We start from the raw sequence: 18,702 nt of genomic DNA, 5'->3' as shown, positions 1-18,702 counted from the left end.
GCCACAAAGATATATTATTTCAATTATTTACGTATATTTGTGGACACATTTACAAATATAAATCAACTTAGCTATGAAAAAGAGTATTTGGCATCTATCCAGATGTGTTGTCGTTTGTACGACATTCCTATTCGTACAACAATTTATTCGGTCACAAGTTTCACATCCATCTACATGGGATAGTTTTGTGCAAAGTAACGCAAATATATCTATCCGAGATACGTTTAGGATACAGACATTTACGGGATTACCTTACGATAACTGGAACTACACAACGATCGGAAACGTTTCTATCGAAAATATCTCGGAGACAGATATTCCCGATGACCCTAAACAGGGAAGAGGACACGGAACTCATGGCCTACGAATGTCCATGAACACACAAGTCGCCTTTGAGCATATCCCCTTAACGACCTACCAGGACGTAATAATCAGCGTTCGTAAAGGAGGCATCCATCTGGCAGAAGGAGAAGGCATGAAAGCCAGAACCTATCGAAAAGATGAAACAAGTTATCCCTCCTTAGTATCAACCATAGGAGAGAGCGGCATCAATCCATTCAAAACCACAGATATAAAAAATAATCCTCCAGGAGTGGATCTTATTGTCCCAGCCCCGGCCGTCAATACCAAAAACGGCTATTATTATGTAGACAGTGTCTATGCTCATGGAATGGTTCCTACCTATTCTCTATTTACCGGAAATAGCGATTGGGACAATGAGGATCACTGGAGCCACCTACCCGTCTACCGCCATCGCAACGCCTTGATTAACGGTAATATCTCCATAAATACAAATATCAGCTGTAAAGATATTTATATTTATGGGGACATCTACATTTTACCAACCGGAAATCTATCCGCAAATAACCTTACGATTTATCCCAATGAGGATGTCTTGGTGTCTTCCTCCACCTTGCGATCATCCGGAACTATTAACATTGCCGGGAAAATAACGATCGAGAAGACCTTCGCTCAAAAAGGCAAATGGTATTTTATCTCCTTCCCCTTCGATATATTCGCTTCCGGCATAGACCCAGAATTCCAACTAGGTGACAACAATAGCAATACAAACGGTAATTACTTTTACGTACAAGCCTACAACGGAGAAAAGCGAGCCAACTCACAAAGCCTCTTCAACAACTGGGAAGTTATACCACAAACAATAATCAATACATCCCAACCCATCTTCAAGAAGAACAAGGGGTACCTGATCGCTATTGACGCCTCTGCCGATCGCCAGAACCTTCGTTTCTCCTCGAAAACAGGAGATATCCCTATAGATTTCGGCAAAAACGGTCAAGCCTCTATCCCGGTAAGCATTAACAACCAAAGCCAGAACCAGAATCACAACGGTTGGTATCTATGCGGAAATCCCCTACCGGCCCCTTTAGCTCTCAGTCAAATAGAATCAAACTCAGCCTTAGACGGCTACATTTATATATATGATGGTTCCACTTACCAATCCTACACAATTGGTAGTGATTTCGCCATCCCTCCATTCTCTGCTTTCTTTGTCAAAGCGAATAAAAGCACTAGTTTATCTGTATATAGTACGTCCGAACCTGCCAATTATAAATTATTATCAACGAACGTACCCATGTCTTTCCCGACATCAGAACCTCAAGCCCGGCAGGCCCCCCCTGTTTCCAATCAAGCCTTCTCACTTCCGGAATTAAGCTATCATCTAGAGAACAAGACTTTATTCATTAATAATCTTCCATCCCCCAGTAAAATCGAACTATTTACTCCGGCAGGCGTATTAGTATTCACGCAAACGGTACAGGTAGGGAACCCTATCCTCCCGATTTCCCTCCCACAAGGTTTATATATCTTAATTATTCAAACAGAACATTATCGAGCACAGTACAAATGCGTTTTAACCTCATAAAGCCCGAAACTATCTTATATCTTTGCTCTATTTTTAGAATAAAACAAATATGAAGAAAATCAATATTACAACAATTGCCTTACTTGTCTACTTAATTGTGATGAGTATCATCGGCTGGCCCGGCAATAACCCAGGTAATAGCTATACCGAATATTTCCTGATGATCAGCGTTACGCTCGTCATCATTCTCCTTCTACGCTATCTGCAAGCCAAACGTCTGAAAATACGGGATAAGTGGAATAAAGACGACAATCCTGCCAAACAATAAAAACACAGCCTGTTCTTCTGTGAAGAAAAACAGGCTGAATAAACTTTATTTTATTACACTAGTATTAATATTACAGCTTTTTCTCCCTCACAGGCTACTTGAATGTCTCATAAAGCCTACGCACGGTATAAATTATGATTATAAATAATTACAATCTTAAAGGAGACACACCGCTTGTTTCGCTTACTTTCTTAAAATGAGTTACTTTCATAATTCTACATTTTATTCACTAGTACTAAAACCGCATCAAAACATTAATTCAGAAAAAATCACATACGTGTTTTTCGGGAAACTATTATATGGAATTTAAGTAACTATTTTGATGAGATGAGACGCAGCATGCTAGATCCCTGTAATTAAATGGATTACAATTTATCTTTCAAAAACTTTCCAGTATAGGATACCTCGCAAGCCGCTATCTTCTCAGGTGTACCGGCACAAACTAACTGTCCACCGGCCTTTCCGCCTTCCGGACCGAGATCGATCACATAGTCCGCACATTTGATCACATCCATATTATGCTCGATAATTACCACAGAGTGACCTTTCTCAATCAAGGCACTGAAAGCTTTCAACAAAGTCTTAATATCATGAAAATGTAAACCGGTCGTAGGCTCGTCAAAAACGAATAAGGTAGGTTGCTGTTTCTCTTGACCTAAGTAATAAGCCAGTTTTACACGTTGGTTCTCACCACCGGATAAAGTGGAGGAAGTCTGTCCCAACTTGATATAGCCCAAGCCCACGTTTTGCAACGGTTTCAGACGTTTCACGATCTTCTTCTCTTGGGAGCCAGAACCTTTTTCGAAAAATTCGATCGCCTGATTCACAGTCATTTCCAATACATCATATATGTTAGTGCCTTGATACTCTACATCCAATACATCCTGTTTGAAGCGTTTGCCGTGGCAAGCCTCGCATTCCAAGGTGATATCCGCCATAAACTGCATCTCCACCGTGATCTTGCCCTCGCCCTTACATTCCTCACAGCGGCCTCCTTCTTTATTAAAGGAGAAATAGGCTGCGTTATATCCCATCTGCTTCGCTAGAGGCTGCTCGCCAAATAGTTTACGTATCTCGTCGTAAGCACCGATATACGTCACGGGGTTCGAACGGGAACTCTTTCCGATCGAGTTCTGGTCTACAAACTCGATTGCCTGAATCATATTCAAATCTCCACGGATACCGGAGCAATCCACGGTCAGACGAGCGGCATCATCCAAATGGCGTTTCACGCCCTCGTAAAAAATATCACGAACCAAGGAGCTTTTACCCGAACCACTCACGCCGGTAACCACCGTCATCACGTTCAAAGGAAACTTCACGTCCACGCCCTTCAAGTTATTCTTCCGGGCTCCTATCACCTCTATATAATTATTCCACGGACGGCGATAAGGCGGGATCTCGATCTGATCCTCTCCCGTCAAATAACGTACCGTATGGCTATCGCTACACTTCCGGAGGTTGTTCACATCACCTTGATAGACAACCTCTCCCCCCAAACGTCCCGCTTTCGGACCAATATCGATGATATAATCCGCCGCACGGATAATCTCCTCATCATGCTCCACCACGACCACGGTATTCCCCAAGGCTTGCAACTGTCGCAATACCTTGATCAGCAAATCCGTATCCCGAGAATGCAGACCGATACTCGGCTCATCCAAAATATACAACGAACCCACCAAGCTACTACCCAACGAGGTAGCCAGATTGATACGTTGGCTCTCTCCCCCGGATAAGGAGGCCGAGAGGCGATCTAAAGCCAAATACCCCAACCCCACATCCAACAGGAATTGCAAGCGATTATTGATTTCCGTGAGCAAACGTTTTGCGATCGCCACATCCGTCTCATCCAGTTCCAGTTGATCAAAGAAAACCTTTGCCTCCGAAACCGGCATCGTCACCAGCTCAGCGATATTCTTACCGCCCACTTGCACATACAGCGCTTCCGGCCTCAAGCGGCTCCCCTTACAGACCGGACAAGTCGTCTTTCCCCGATAGCGGGCTTGCATCACCCGGTATTGTATCTTATACAGATTCTCTTCCACGAACTTAAAGAAATCATCGATACCGTGTAAGCCTCTCGCCCCATGCCACAACAAATCCTTCTCTTTCTGCGTCAAGTCGTAATACGGGCGGTGGATCGGGAAGTTATATTTCTCGCTCTTCACGATAAAGTCTTTCAACCATTCACCCATCACCTCACCTTTCCAGCAAACCACGGCTCCTTGATAGACAGACAAGCTTTTATCGGGCACTACCAAATTCTCATCGATACCCAGCACCTTACCGAACCCCTCACAGGTCGGGCAAGCGCCCAACGGATTATTAAAGCTGAACATCATATCGGTAGGCTCCTCGAATGTCATGCCATCGGCCTCGAACTTCTTTGAGAATTCCTTCACGACTACCCCTTCCTCCGTATAAATACGAATCAAACAGGTACCATGGCCCTCAAAGAAAGCGGTCTCGGCCGAGTCTGCCAAACGACTTTTCAAGGTCTTATCGTCCGATACCGTCAGACGGTCCACCAACAGCTCGATCGGGTAAGACTGCAACTCCCCGCTCGCCAGTACCTCCGAGATACGATATACCGTATCATTCACCGACAGACGGGCATATCCTTCTTTCCGTAAGATCTCCAGCTGCTCCTTCATATCCCGGCCTTCCGGCAAGACAACCGGGGCGAATACGGCAAAACGAGTCCCCTCGGGATATCGCATGACCTCCTTGATAATATCGCTTACCTGATGTTTTTTCACCTCGGTGCCGGAAACCGGCGATATCGTCTTCCCGACGCGAGCATATAACAAGCGTAAATACTCATAAATCTCGGTAGATGTACCGACCGTGGAACGCGGATTACGGGTATTCACCTTCTGCTCGATAGCAATAGCGGGCGGTATTCCCTTAATATAGTCGCATTCCGGCTTACTCATCCTCCCCAAGAATTGGCGGGCGTAAGCGGATAAACTCTCTACATACCGGCGCTGCCCCTCCGCATAAAGGGTATCGAACGCCAACGATGATTTTCCACTCCCGGACAGCCCGGTTATCACCACCAGCTTGTCCCTCGGAATCTCTACATCTATATTTTTCAAGTTATTGACACGTGCCCCCTTGATGAAAATCGAATTGCTCTCAGACATATTACCTTTATCTTTTTCTTTAACGCAAAGATAACCAAAACTAACCGATTCTGCCCTATCTTCATCGAACTAATTCACACAGTTAGACAGGGTGTGCCTCGTCTCTGCTGCCAAGTAAATAAAATAACAAGGGCGAAATATTTCATATTTACAGGGAATCTTCTACATTTGTTGAAAATTTCATAGACAAATACAGCAAGGCACTCATGTACATTAAATATTTTCGCTTCTTAATAGCGATTCTCTTTTGTGTGATAACCTCATGTTCTACGGTTCGCAAGACACCTCGTCCGGTTACGAATACAGGCAAGGAGACCAAGCGAGAGTTTAGGGGAGCATGGATACAAACCGCTTTTCAAGGCGAATACAAGGATATGTCTCCCGCCCGGATGAAAAAAGACTTCATCCGCAAGCTTAATTACCTACAAGCCTGTGGTATCAACGCTATCATCTTTCAAGTGCGCCCCGAGGCAGACGCCTTCTATAAATCCGATATCGAGCCGTGGAGCCGCTTCTTCACCGGAGAGCAGGGCCTAGCCCCAGCAGGAGAGTTCGACCCGATGGCTTTCCTGATCCAAGAATGCCATAAACGGAACATGGAGTTTCACGCTTGGTTGAATCCTTACCGGGCAAGCACAGCAGGAAACACCCGTTTCGCTGATTCCCACATTTATCATAAGCATCCCGAATGGTTTGTCACCTATAATAAACAAATCCTTTTCGACCCAGGATTGCCGGAAAGCCGTCAGTTTATCTGCCGGGTAGTGCGTGATATCGTCGGCCGTTACGACGTAGACGCTATCCATATGGACGATTATTTCTACCCCTATCCCGCGGCAGGTATGCCTTTCCCTGATGATAACAGCTTCCGGAAATACGGCTTGCGAAAAGGCTATAGCGAGGCACAAAGGAACGATTGGCGCCGGGAAAACGTAAATACCTTGATCCGGGAATTGAAACGCACCATCTTGCTCACCAAGCCTTGGGTACGCTTCGGTATCAGCCCCTTCGGCATCTACCGCAACAAGAAAAGTACCACAGACGGATCGGGTAGCAACACCAACGGCCTACAAAACTACGACGACCTCTACGCCGATATCACCTATTGGGTACAGCAAGGTTGGATCGATTATAACATCCCCCAAATCTATTGGGAGATCGGACACCCGGCGGCAGATTACATCACGCTTATCAAATGGTGGGACAAAAACGCCAACGGCGGACACCTGTATATCGGTCAAGACGTGGCCCGCACCATGAAAGCGGACCAATTAACCCGCAAGATGCGTTACGAACGCACCTTATCTCACGTAAGCGGCAATTGTTTCTGGCCCGCCAACGAGATTCTATGGAATAACAAAGGCGTAGCCGACAGCCTGAAACGGAACTATCACCGTTACCCGGCACTTATCCCGGCCTATACCCATATGCATAACCGTCCGCCAAAAGACGTAAGCAAGCTAAAGACCGAATGGACACCTAAAGGCTTCTTGTTACATTGGCAAGCGGAGCAAAGCCCCACGAATCCGGAGCTAGCCTCTTATTTCGTGATTTATCGCTTTAACGACAAAGAACCGATAGACACGAGCGACCCCTCGAAGATCGTGGCTATCACCCGGGAAACCGGCTACTTGATGCCTTACGAGAAAGGTAAGATCAAATATCATTACGTGGTGACCGCCGTAGATCGCTTTCACAACGAGAGCGAGGGCAAGGCAAAGAAAGTAAAATTATAAAGACACCAATTATGTTAACCGACCATCGCTGCACCAAATATACCGACTGTTCCTCTTGTAGTTTCTACCAAAGGGATATATTCAAGTATCGTCTTTATCCGAAAGGGTACGTGATCCCTCAGACAAGATGCATGCAGAACATGGTATTCTTCCTGATCAAGGGAGAAATCTGGCTGAACAGCGAGGAGCATCCGGACACTACGTTCCGGGGCGGACAGTTCGTATTGCAACCGATCGGCTCGAAAGTGGAGTGCAAGATACTCGACTATACCGAATGTATCATCTATCTTTTCGAGCGTCCGCAAAACATATGCGACAACCGTTTCAACAAAGGCATCTCCATCGTGGAGACCGAGCGCCAGCAACCCATCGTCATGACGATGGTTCCACCGATACAACTCTTCATCGAGGGTATGAAGCTTTTCCTCAACGATGATTTAAGATGCTCCGGACTGATGCAAGCCAAACGCTCGGAGATGGTCTACCTGTTGAACTGCTACTACCCCATCAAGGAGCTAGCCGCGTTTTACGCCCCGATTTACCGGTATAGCCACAGTTTCCAGTATTTCGTGATGCAGAACTACCAAAAGGCGAAAGACGTGGAGACCTTCGCCCAATTGGGAGGTTACAGCGTACCCACTTTCCGCCGTATCTTCAAGGACACGTTCGGAGAGCCCGCTTATCAATGGATGCTGAAACGCAAATGCCAAGACATTCATAACGACCTTATCATGACCGAACTTTCCATATCCGAGATTTGTTACAAGTATGGCTTCGAGTCGCTTTCTAACTTCTCGCACTTCTGCAGGGCTAATTTCGGCCAATCTCCTCGCTCAGTCCGTTCTTTAAAGGATGAAAACACATAATATTCAATGATTTTAAAAAAGAGCAAATAGTTTCTCTCAGGGAAAACTAAAGTTTCGTAAGCACAAAACAAAAGTTTCCCTATGAGAAAACAAGAGTTTTCCAATATGAAAACTTTTGTTTTTACACCATAAAAACTATAAACATCAATTATTCAACTTCTTAAACACAAAGCCTAAAATAATCAAGTAGCTAGTCTGCCGGCATACCGTTGCGCAACGGACGATGCGCAACGGGCTAATGATGCGGTTGGCGAGTAAGGGAACTGCAGTATTTAATGGTTGAAAATATCTCCCGATTCATTAGACCTATTTAAAAGACAAAACCGTACAGATATAAATATTATTTATCAGCTCATTCATACGTTAACTTATATAATATCCATGATTTCAAATGAAAAACGTTATCTTTGTAAGATAAATCCAGAATATGACTCATGAAGGCTAAATATATCGTAATATTCTTCCTGTCACTCCTTTCATTTGTCGCTTGCGATAAAAAGGAGATTGTTATCCCTACTACCGCCCCTCGTACGGTTCTTATCTATTTCGCGGGGAATAATAGCTTGAGTGGATACGTGAGCCAAAACTTAAAAGCGATAAAGGAAGGTATTGAGCAAGATGGATTGAACAACGGCAATTTGTTGATCTATACGGATAAGCAGAACGAGGTTCCCCAGCTTTTCCAATTAAAGCTGGAAGCGGATACCATCCAGCAGATTGTGCTCGAGACCTACGACTCGAACCAGAACTCAGCCTCTACCGAGACGCTGACGCAAATAATCGACAAGGTACAAAAGGAATACCCGGCGGATAGTTACGGGTTAGTACTGTGGAGCCACGGAACGGGTTGGCTACCTTCGGATATCTATAGTTATCTGCGTTCTTTCGGGCAAGACGGGAAGAATAATTTCATGGAGATCAATGATCTGGCCTCCGCTTTATCGAAGTATCATTTTGATTTTCTTTTGTTCGACGCTTGTTATATGTCGTGCGCCGAAGTAGCTTACGCTTTCCGGGGATGCGCGGATTATATTATCGGCTCGCCCACGGAGATACTGGCCAATGGCTTCCCATACCAAACGATCATGGGGGATATGTTCAAGAAAGAAGCTGATGTGGTGGGGATAGCAACAAAGTTTTATACGTATTATCAAAGTGAGGCAGGAACGATCTCAGTCATAAAAAGCGACGAATTGGATGAATTGGCCGCTACTTGCCATACCCTATTCCAGGGTAAGACCGAAAGTGATCTTTTCGCCGTGCCCGCTAGCGAGTTGCAGATCATGGAGTATTTAACGCCGAATTATCATGCCTTATATGATTTCGATGATTACGTGAGCCGTCTGGCCACGGAGGAGCAATATAACGCATTCAAGCGGAACATGGAAAAGGCGGTTATTTACAAGGCAACTACACCCAAGGCGGTTTATGCTTATCCGTATCCGTATGGAAGCTATCTGCCGGTCAATAAATATAGCGGCTTATCTATCTACGTCCCCCAAGAAGCCTTGCCCAAGCTGAATGAATGGTACAAGGATCTTGAGTGGTATAAAGCGGTCTATTAATCACCCCTTATCCAACGCTTTCCGCGAGGAGTGTGAAGAAACAGCAAGTATCTTCATTAACTCTCGTGCCTCTTTATACTCTTCTCTTTTTCTTTCGAAATTACTCATGCCCAAAATAGTAATTATATTTTACATAGTAGGTTATTTCACTAAAAACACTTCTTTGTACCGCTTAACGACACCTTGAGGATGAACCAGTTCCGCATAAAAGATATACACGCCAGTCCTTACCTTGGAACCGCTTACCGCCATACCATCCCAGACCAAGTTTCCTTCTATCCCCAACAATTCATGATTAACGATCTCACAGACTCGTTTTCCTGCGGTATCGAATACCCATGCACGGTAAGTATAGCCGGATTGATCCAGATGATAATGAATCGTATATTCCTTCGTCACTTCTGAATAAACGGGAGACTCTATACCCGTGACCTCACCTTCACCTTGTATCCCGTATTGAGAATTCCGATAACCGGGCGTTCCGTATCCATCCGTCGCCGAAGCGGAAGTCCAATTCGCCTCATTTTGCGAGTCACCATCCGGATCTATCCGTTCCAAAGCGATACCTTTCTCATTCTTTACGGAAGGAGCATGCCACTTGGAAGAATAACGAACCTCATCGATCACCTCCTCATCTTTGGAGCGGAACAAGACCAATGAGGCAGAAGTATTCGCCAAGACCGGCAATTTCAACTCATGCATCGCCTTGGGTGAAGATATCAAGTAAAAATCCTCTACCCCTTCTATACTTTTCGTCAATAACGCATAATCCGCCGGCTCCAACAGTGACGAGATAGAGGATAAGGGATAACGCATACTCAATGTCCCGTCCGATTTTCGGGTGGCAACAGATAATCCCGATAGGGTAAGCGTACGATCTGAACGGTTATAAAGCTCAATATATTCACTTCCGCCCGGATAGGGATTCGGCAGTAATTCGTTAAACACGATCTCATTAGGCAAGATGATCATTTCTACAGGAACCTCTGGTTTACCAGGAGTATCCGGCTTATCCGGTGTTTCCGGATCGTCAGTAGAGGAAGAATTGACAGAACCCGGTGTACCGCCCCGTATATCCGTTGATAAATGAAAACCATCTCCGGAACGCTCCCAAGAGATACCGGGTTTGGCTTTCTCATAAATCACTCGATCTATCTCTTTTCCCGAGGGATCTGATAAACCCAGTTCCTTTCCGGTATTCACCAAGGAAGCGGGGAATTTATCCAAAGGCAGATCCAGCCCCGCATCATCAATATGGATGTCCCTTCCGGATCGATAGAGCACCACATATCCGTCCGCCTCTAATGACATAACAGGCAAAACCGTAGGTTTACCGCCGTATAAGAACGACCAGTCCTTTAATTCCACGGTTTTATCTGTCGTATTATAAAGTTCCACATACTCCGTTTCGGGGAAAGCCTCTTGTCCCTTTGGATCGGCCATCACCTCATTAATCAATACACAGCCGGAAGGAAAAGAAGGGGTTACCGGTGTTTCTGGTTCTTCCGGGTTCTCGGGTTTTCCCTCATATTCTAATAAGACGGTAGCCGTATCATCCGGAATCTCATTCCCTTTAGCATCTTTCAAACCCGAACAAGACAGACGATATTCTACTCCTAAATCCAGTTCCTTCTCAAAACTTATATTCACGTTCACCTTCGTATCATCCGCATAAACGATACATGATGCCTTTCCTATACCGGGAATAGAAAATACGGCATTACTGATATCCACGGGATTATCATACTGCAATTGGAAAACAGATTCGGAAAAAGGCTGGATAGCGATTAGTTGGGGTATAACAGGCTTTTCAACAGGCGTATCCGGATCTGACGGCTCGATCTGTGATAATGAATTAGCCGAACCGGGCGTACCTCCCCGAGTATCCTTCGACAAGTATAATCCATCGACCGAACGTTCCCAAGCAATCCCTTTTTTCGCTTTCTCATATACGATCTCATCTATAAGGACATCGGAAGGACTATATAGAGCCAAGTCTTTTCCTGCATTAGCTAGATTTCGAGGGAAGTCCTCCAAGGCTAATCCCAAACCATCTGGATCTACATATATATCATTCCCAGATCGATATAACACGACATAACCCTGGGCGGGTAGTGAGAGCGACATCAGTCTCGTTCGTTTTCCACCATACATAAATTGCCAACCATCCAACTGGACAGACTCGTCCATCGTGTTATACAGTTCAACATACTCTGTCTCGGGAAAAGCGGTCAATCCTTTCGGATCAGCCATGATCTCATTGATACGAATAGCACCCTTTTGCTGGGAGAACGCACAAACAGGAAGTAAAAACGCAAATAATAATAATAATTGTTTCATAGCTATATCGTTTTAGTTATAAATTTCTCTATCTTTGCACCTCAATAACTTACAACTGTAAACTAAGGGGCCTAAAAGGCTTAAAATCGAAAGCCCTTTTGCGCAGCAAAGTTATAACTATTTTACATTATTCAAATTAAATCAGTGCTCAAAATGAAAGTAGCAATTGTTGGCGTAAGTGGAGCCGTAGGACAGGAGTTTCTGCGTGTACTCGACCAGAGAAACTTCCCGATGGATGAGCTGGTACTTTTTGGCTCATCTCGTAGTGCCGGACGTGTTTATACCTTCCGTGGTAAACAGTATACCGTTAAGGAACTGAAGCATAACGACGACTTTAAGGGAATCGATGTTGCTTTTGTTTCAGCCGGAGGTGGTACTTCTAAGGAGTTTGAGAAGACGATTACGAAACATGGTACGGTGATGATTGATAACTCCAGTGCGTTCCGTATGGACGAAGATGTTCCATTGGTCGTACCGGAAGTAAACCCGGAGGATGCCTTGAATCGTCCTCGTGGCGTGATCGCTAACCCGAATTGTACGACGATCCAGATGGTCGTAGCATTGAAGGCGATCGAGAATTTATCTCATATCAAGCGTGTTCACGTATCTACTTATCAAGCCGCCAGTGGAGCGGGCGCTACCGCTATGGCTGAGTTGGTAAAACAGTATGAGCAACTATTAAAGGGCGAGGAGCCTACAGTAGAGAAATTCGCTTATCAATTGGCATATAACGTAATCCCTCACGTAGACGTATTCACGGAAAATGGTTATACGAAAGAGGAAATGAAGATGTATAACGAGACCCGCAAGATCATGCACTCGGATATCGAGGTGAGCGCTACTTGTGTTCGCGTACCGGTTATGCGTGCGCATAGCGAATCTACTTGGGTAGAGACAGAACGTCCGATCAGTGTGGAAGAAGCCCGCAAGGCTTTCGCCGAGGCTGAGGGTGTGGTATTACAAGATGAACCGGCAAACAAGGATTATCCAATGCCGTTGTTCGTAGCGGATCATGATCCGGTTTACATAGGTCGTATCCGTAAGGACATCAGTAACCCGAATGGTTTGACATTCTGGACCGTAAGCGACCAGATCAAAAAAGGCGCCGCTTTGAATGCCGTACAGATCGCCGAATACTTGTTAAAGGTGGGTAATATCAAATAACAGACAACTTTGTAAATTCTATATATGCGGAAGCGGGATCAAGAGGACACTCTTATCCCGCTTTTTTATTTTTTAGCGTAATTCCTCCATGCCTTTCTCCAAAGAAAAAGGCGAATAGCCTAAATCCCTACGGGCTTTCTCGATGCTTAATCCACTGAAACGGGGACGTGGTGTAGTCTCATCCATCTCCTCAGTAGTGACAGGATGGATCAAAGAACGATCCAAATGGAAATAATTCGCTACCCGATAGGCAATCTCTGAGATAGAGAGACATTCATCCCCGCAAATATGATAGATACCATGATGCGTAGCAGGTAATAACAACTCCACTCCGTTCGCTATATCACCCACCCACGTCGGCGTACGCCACTGATCAGATACCACACGGATTTCCTGTTGATTCTCCAAACGTGTTTTCACCAACTGTAAGATATTGCCATGTTGTCCAGGAAGCGCCTTTCCACAGACCACTACTACACGGATAATGGCGTAATTATCACAAATGGAAATTACCGCCCGTTCACCCAAATACTTGGTCTGCCCGTAATAATTAATCGGAGCGGGCATATCCTCTTCCGTATACAAATCCCGTCTCGCACCATTAAAGACAAAATCCGTAGAGAAATGTAGTAAACGGCTACCTGTCCGCATACAACATTCCGCTAAATGCTCGACAGCCGATACATTGGTGGCATACGCCTCCTCATGATGCGTCTCGCAATAATCCGGAATGGACAAAGCGGATGTATTTATCACGACATCCGGGGTAAACGTACGAAACAAATCCTCCACAACCGGGAAGTTATTGATATCCATCTGAACGAAACTATAATCCCCCGAACCCGGCAATATATCCGGACGTAAGGAGCAACCCATTACTTCATATTTCCCGGTACCGGATAAACAAGAAAGAACTCGTCTTCCCGTAAAACCGTTAGCGCCTACTACCCATATTCTCATGATCTTCTTTCGTCTTAATTAAAACATATAAATCAATACGCCCAATATCCGATGATTAGTTACCGAGTGCGTGTCATGAATCCGTCCACCGTCTTGCAAGTCTACATTACCATACCAAGCGATGGAAGGGCTGTATTCGACACCCAGTTTCCAGTGCGAGAGGTTATACGAAAGTTGCAGGTTGGTCGTAAATACCTGATCTACGTCCAGACCTACGCCATAGGTTTTGCCTACCAGTGCCTCATTCGCTCCCAAGTTCTTCAAATAGCCTAAGAACAAACCCGGTTTCCATTTCTTACCATACACGATATTCAACCAAGAAGTGGAGAAGAGATACGGCGAATATTCCTGTTCGCCGGTACGTGGGTCGATAGAGGTGACGCCGTAACCACCCAACATACAAGTTTGCGTCAAGTTAGAAGCCAGCAATGTTTTCGCCATCACCAACCAATTCGCGTCCTGATATTTCACGTGCGCCTCGCCGGATACGGAAGTAACCCGCTCGCTGACTTTATAAATCTTGCCATCCACCTCGTTCTGCGTTCTCGGCACTAACGACAAGATTTCCATACCGGCTCCTACCTGCCAACCGGGTTTCTTATAATCCACCCCGAGATAGACTTCCGGTACGCAACTATTCTTGATATATTCCTCACTCTTTCCATTCGGTCCGGCCGATAGATATTGCAACTGCCATAGAACCGAGCCGGTCAATTGCCATCCATTGTCCGTATAACGATAACGAATTTGCGGGCTGCGGTTAAAGGGCTGGAACGGGGCGCCGGTAGAAAGATTCAACATCTGTGGAAAGACCTCGCCAAATAGAGGATGCCACGTCTGTCCGATCAAGACAGCGGACTTGCCCCAATCCAGATTCACATAGGCGTGACGGATACGGAGTACCGCCCAATTGCTACCCGAACCCCGGAAATCGGCCTCCAGTTTCAAGGAAGTCTTGGCCGAACCAACCTTCGGTCCTTGTACATCGATTCCCAAACGGGAGTAAAGCAGGTAAAAACTACCGTTCGGACTAGCGTTCAAGTCCTTGCCATCCGCATCCAACGCCACGTCCTTCGGATATAGGTGGAACAAACCATCCACGATCTCGGCGTTCGCACGGGAATTATAGAACAAGTCTCCACGTACCTGTCCGTAAAATTTGTAAGAGAAGTTTTTCTTTTGCGCCTGTACGCATACCGCCATACATAGGCCGATCAAAAGAAGCAAGTTGCGTTTCATTTCCATTCCGGTCAATCTATCTTTAAAAATAATACATCATCAAACCTAATATACGATGATTCGTTATCGCATGTGTTTGCTCGATACGTCCGCTCTCTAGGTCGGTCGTGCCATAATAAGCTGTCGCCGGACAATACTCGAAGCCGAACTTCCAATGCGGTAAATTATACGATACGTTTAAGCTGACGGTTATTAATTGATCGATATCCAATCCCATACCATACACCTTATCCGCTGAGACCAAGGACTTCCCGGTTCCCAAATTCTTCGTATATCCGACGAAAACTCCCGGTCTCCATTTCGTTCCGTAGGCGAAATTCACCCATGTCGTAGAATGGCGAAAAGGCGTATATCCCTGTTCGCCCGTACGGGAGTCCACCGAGCTCACCCCGTAACCGCCCAATAAAGCGGTATGATCCAAGGCTGAGGCCATCAAGGTTTTCGCCGCAAAGGTATAGTATCTTCCGCTATACTTCAAATGTGCCTCGTAAGAGAATGCGGTCATTCGCTCGTTCACCTTAAAAGTTTGCTCCTTCCATTCCGTGGAAGTACGGGGTTTCAAGGAGATCATATGAGCGCCGAGACCCATCAACCAGCCATCAGCAGGGGTAAAATCCGCCCCCACGAATATCTCCGGAATACAACTATTCTTGATATAATCCTCACTCATTCCTTTCGGTCCGCTGGAAAGGTATTGTAATTGCCACAACACGGAAGCCGTCAATTGTACCCGGCTATTCGCCTTATACTGGTAACGGATCTGAGGGCTACGGTTGAAAGGCTGGAACGGCGCTCCGGTGGAAAGATTCAAGACATCCGGCATCACGGCGCCAAACAAGGGATGCCACGTGATCCCTACTAATACCGCCGATTTTCCCCAATCCAAGTTTACGTATGCCTGCCGGATACGTAACATCGTATTACTACCGGAAAAACCGCCAAAGTCCGTCTCTATCTTAGCGGAGGAACGAGCCTTGCCGATATCGGGACCCGTCACGTCCAAGCCCAAGCGGGAAGTGAACGTATAGAAACTGCCATTCGGCGTGGCGTTCAAATCCTTGCCATCCGCATCAAAACTCTTATCCAAAGGATAGAGATAAAAGTTCCCATCGATCGGAGCCATATTAGCCCGGGAATTGTAGAAAAGATCTCCACGGACGAAGCCGTAGAATTTGTAAGTGAAGTTTTTTCTTTGCGCTGTCGTAGAAAATAAGGCTAGCATCCCCACGAGCAACAGGGTAATCCGTCTCATTATAATTCAGTTTGTTATTTTTCTTACCTTATAAGCCGCGAATGTATATATTTTTATGGATTCAATTTGAAGAAACGAAATATTATTTGTTCCTTTGCTTCCAAGTTGTAAGCCTTAAAGGTCAAATTAGATTAATATTGTAAACACCAGATAAAGAAAATGAGTACTAAAAAGTTTTTGCTAGAAGAAAAAGATATACCTACGGCATGGTATAATATCGTAGCGGATATGAAGAACAAACCGCTGCCGATCTTAAATCCACAAACTAAACAGCCCTTAAAGGAGGAAGATTTATATCCTCTATTCTCGAAAGGCGTCTCTCATCAAGAAATGAACACGACAGACACATGGATCGAGATCCCCGATGAAGTACGCGAGCTTTATAAGGTATGGCGACCGACTCCGTTGGTTCGTGCCACTGGATTGGAAAAAGCGCTGGATACGCCCGCTCATATCTATTTCAAGAACGAGAGTGTAAGCCCGATCGGTTCACATAAGTTGAATTCGGCCTTGGCTCAGGCTTATTATTGTAAACAAGAGGGTACGACAAATATCACGACCGAGACAGGCGCCGGACAATGGGGTGCCGCTCTTTCTTATGCGGCAAAAGCTTTCGGCTTGGAACTTGCCGTTTATATGGTAAAGGTTAGTTACCACCAGAAGCCCTACCGTCGTTCGATCATGCAGACTTTCGGAGCACAAGTTGTTGCCTCCCCGAGTATGAGTACGAAAGCCGGACGTAAGATCTTGACAGACCATCCTAATTATCAAGGTAGTCTAGGTACCGCCATCTCCGAGGCGGTAGAGCTGGCCATGCAGACACCGAACTGTAAATATACATTAGGTAGCGTATTAAACCACGTTATGCTGCATCAGACCGTTATCGGACTGGAAGCTGAGAAACAAATGGAAATGGCTGGCGAATACCCCGATGTCGTTATCGGTTGTTTCGGTGGTGGTTCCAACTTCTCCGGTATCACATTCCCATTCCTGCGCCATAAACTAACGGAAGGTAAGGATATCCGGGTTATAGCGGCGGAACCGGCATCTTGCCCGAAACTTACAAGAGGGCAATTCCAATATGACTTCGGAGATGAGGCAGGCTATACCCCATTAATCCCGATGTTCACGTTGGGACATAATTTCTCTCCAGCGAATATCCATGCGGGAGGTTTGCGTTATCATGGCGCCGGCTCCATCGTCAGCCAGTTGATGAAAGACGAATTGATGAGCGCCGTGGATATCAAGCAATTGGATACCTTCAAGGCCGCTACCTTATTCGCACAAGCGGAAGGAATCATACCGGCCCCGGAATCATCCCACGCTATCGCCGCGGCTATCCATGAGGCAGAGCAAGCCAAGATCGAAGGTAAACCTCGTACGATCTTGTTCAACTTATCGGGGCACGGCTTGATCGATATGGCCGCCTACGACCAATATCTATCCGGTGATCTAACAAACTATGAGGTAACGGATGAGGAAGTAGCTAACAATTTGAAAGATTTGGAGAAAATCATCTGATAAAAACAAGAAAAGGGGCGATACCAAATCGCCCCTTTCCCCTATTTGTCTATGAAAGTCTTAATTTAAAGTATGTATTATGAGAAAATTTCTTCGTAATTAGTACTCGGGATAATCATGTTCTGGACATTTAAGCTAAAGTTTTTCTTTTTCTTATCCCACATACCGTAATTTGTCTTTATCTCTCCACTTTGATCATCATATTGATAAGTGATCTGATAGAATGGAACCCATTCGTCGTTTGTCCGATCCCAACGAAACGCTTTCTTCTCGGAAACCTTGCCGTTCTCGTTGTACTGGAACTCATATCTTACCTGTTTGTTCAACAGTCCGTTTTCCTGTAAGAATACCACTTTAGAGATAATCTTACCATTCTCCTCTTTTGTATCATATAGATAATCTTTAGGAGACGCTGCGCTTATCGCTAAACTACACATGAAAGTAAAAACTAGCGCAAGAATACTTTTACCCCAAACTGATGTCTTCATACTATTTTAATTTATAAGGTTACTATCATTTTGTACCGCAAAGTAAGGAAGTTTCCCGACAATCACCAAAAGCAAAGTGACAAATCGTTAGCAATATCACAATATTTAACACATTCAAGACCTTCATTCCCTTCGATTCCCCTATGTTTACTGACATATTGTAAACCAAATCGTAAGTTCCCCCGATTTTTAAATATCTATTATTTACCACCAGCCGGATGTAACTTTCAAAAGAAAACTTTAGACACCGCTTTTTTAATAAATTA

13 protein-coding genes are annotated in these 18,702 nt (G+C 45.2%); 7 read left to right on the top strand and 6 right to left on the bottom strand.

Annotated features, from left to right (window positions below):
• The first annotated feature begins 73 nt into the window (after positions 1-73).
• Together E5342_RS08695 and E5342_RS08690 are read left to right on the top strand one after the other, a co-directional pair.
• Positions 74-1,888: a T9SS type A sorting domain-containing protein gene (locus tag E5342_RS08695; protein WP_135959216.1), complete on the top strand. Its 1,815-nt coding sequence runs from the start codon at positions 74-76 to the stop codon at positions 1,886-1,888.
• Between the two features lie 49 nt (positions 1,889-1,937).
• Complete coding sequence (locus tag E5342_RS08690; RefSeq protein WP_121735359.1) at positions 1,938-2,156, top strand: hypothetical protein; 219 nt, start codon at positions 1,938-1,940, stop codon at positions 2,154-2,156.
• A 365-nt stretch (positions 2,157-2,521) separates the two neighbouring features.
• Here E5342_RS08690 and uvrA read toward each other — a convergent pair whose 3' ends face one another.
• On the bottom strand, positions 2,522-5,305 hold the full coding sequence (gene uvrA / locus E5342_RS08685) for an excinuclease ABC subunit UvrA (RefSeq protein ID WP_135959215.1): 2,784 nt from the start codon (positions 5,303-5,305) through the stop codon (positions 2,522-2,524).
• 206 nt (positions 5,306-5,511) lie between these two features.
• Here uvrA and E5342_RS08680 point away from each other — a divergent pair, with 206 nt between their 5' ends.
• The 3 genes from E5342_RS08680 to E5342_RS08670 all read left to right on the top strand — a co-directional run bounded on the left by E5342_RS08680 (position 5,512) and on the right by E5342_RS08670 (position 9,472).
• Positions 5,512-7,041, top strand: coding sequence for a glycoside hydrolase family 10 protein (locus E5342_RS08680; protein WP_121735357.1), 1,530 nt, complete (start codon positions 5,512-5,514; stop codon positions 7,039-7,041).
• A gap of 11 nt (positions 7,042-7,052) precedes the next feature.
• On the top strand, positions 7,053-7,907 hold the full coding sequence (locus E5342_RS08675) for a helix-turn-helix transcriptional regulator (RefSeq protein ID WP_121735356.1): 855 nt from the start codon (positions 7,053-7,055) through the stop codon (positions 7,905-7,907).
• A gap of 434 nt (positions 7,908-8,341) precedes the next feature.
• Complete coding sequence (locus tag E5342_RS08670) at positions 8,342-9,472, top strand: clostripain-related cysteine peptidase (protein ID WP_121735355.1); 1,131 nt, start codon at positions 8,342-8,344, stop codon at positions 9,470-9,472.
• A gap of 141 nt (positions 9,473-9,613) precedes the next feature.
• On the opposite strand, the gene E5342_RS08665 is transcribed toward E5342_RS08670, so the two are convergent.
• Positions 9,614-11,812, bottom strand: coding sequence for a lamin tail domain-containing protein (locus E5342_RS08665; protein WP_135959214.1), 2,199 nt, complete (start codon positions 11,810-11,812; stop codon positions 9,614-9,616).
• A 153-nt stretch (positions 11,813-11,965) separates the two neighbouring features.
• On the opposite strand from E5342_RS08665, the gene E5342_RS08660 reads away from it, so the two are divergent.
• The gene (locus tag E5342_RS08660) at positions 11,966-12,976 is read left to right on the top strand and encodes an aspartate-semialdehyde dehydrogenase (protein WP_121735353.1); all 1,011 of its coding nucleotides are present in this window, start codon (positions 11,966-11,968) and stop codon (positions 12,974-12,976) included.
• A gap of 72 nt (positions 12,977-13,048) precedes the next feature.
• Here E5342_RS08660 and E5342_RS08655 read toward each other — a convergent pair whose 3' ends face one another.
• Genes E5342_RS08655 through E5342_RS08645 form a run of 3 tightly spaced genes read right to left on the bottom strand, consistent with a single transcriptional unit; the run spans position 13,049 to position 16,427 of the window.
• Positions 13,049-13,939 (bottom strand): SDR family oxidoreductase, encoded by an 891-nt coding sequence (locus E5342_RS08655; RefSeq protein ID WP_135959213.1) that lies wholly within the window; start codon positions 13,937-13,939, stop codon positions 13,049-13,051.
• Between the two features lie 15 nt (positions 13,940-13,954).
• On the bottom strand, positions 13,955-15,175 hold the full coding sequence (locus tag E5342_RS08650; protein ID WP_168354469.1) for a DcaP family trimeric outer membrane transporter: 1,221 nt from the start codon (positions 15,173-15,175) through the stop codon (positions 13,955-13,957).
• A 22-nt stretch (positions 15,176-15,197) separates the two neighbouring features.
• Positions 15,198-16,427: a DcaP family trimeric outer membrane transporter gene (locus tag E5342_RS08645; RefSeq protein ID WP_135959211.1), complete on the bottom strand. Its 1,230-nt coding sequence runs from the start codon at positions 16,425-16,427 to the stop codon at positions 15,198-15,200.
• Between the two features lie 159 nt (positions 16,428-16,586).
• Here E5342_RS08645 and E5342_RS08640 point away from each other — a divergent pair, with 159 nt between their 5' ends.
• Positions 16,587-17,948: a TrpB-like pyridoxal phosphate-dependent enzyme gene (locus tag E5342_RS08640; RefSeq protein ID WP_005859947.1), complete on the top strand. Its 1,362-nt coding sequence runs from the start codon at positions 16,587-16,589 to the stop codon at positions 17,946-17,948.
• Positions 17,949-18,025: 77 nt separating this feature from the next.
• Here E5342_RS08640 and E5342_RS08635 read toward each other — a convergent pair whose 3' ends face one another.
• Positions 18,026-18,436: a DUF3836 domain-containing protein gene (locus tag E5342_RS08635; protein WP_005859949.1), complete on the bottom strand. Its 411-nt coding sequence runs from the start codon at positions 18,434-18,436 to the stop codon at positions 18,026-18,028.
• Positions 18,437-18,702: the final 266 nt, after the last annotated feature.

The organism is Parabacteroides distasonis, assembly GCF_004793765.1.
Lineage (GTDB): Bacteria > Bacteroidota > Bacteroidia > Bacteroidales > Tannerellaceae > Parabacteroides > Parabacteroides distasonis_A.
This window is presented reverse-complemented; position numbering and strand designations above follow the sequence as displayed.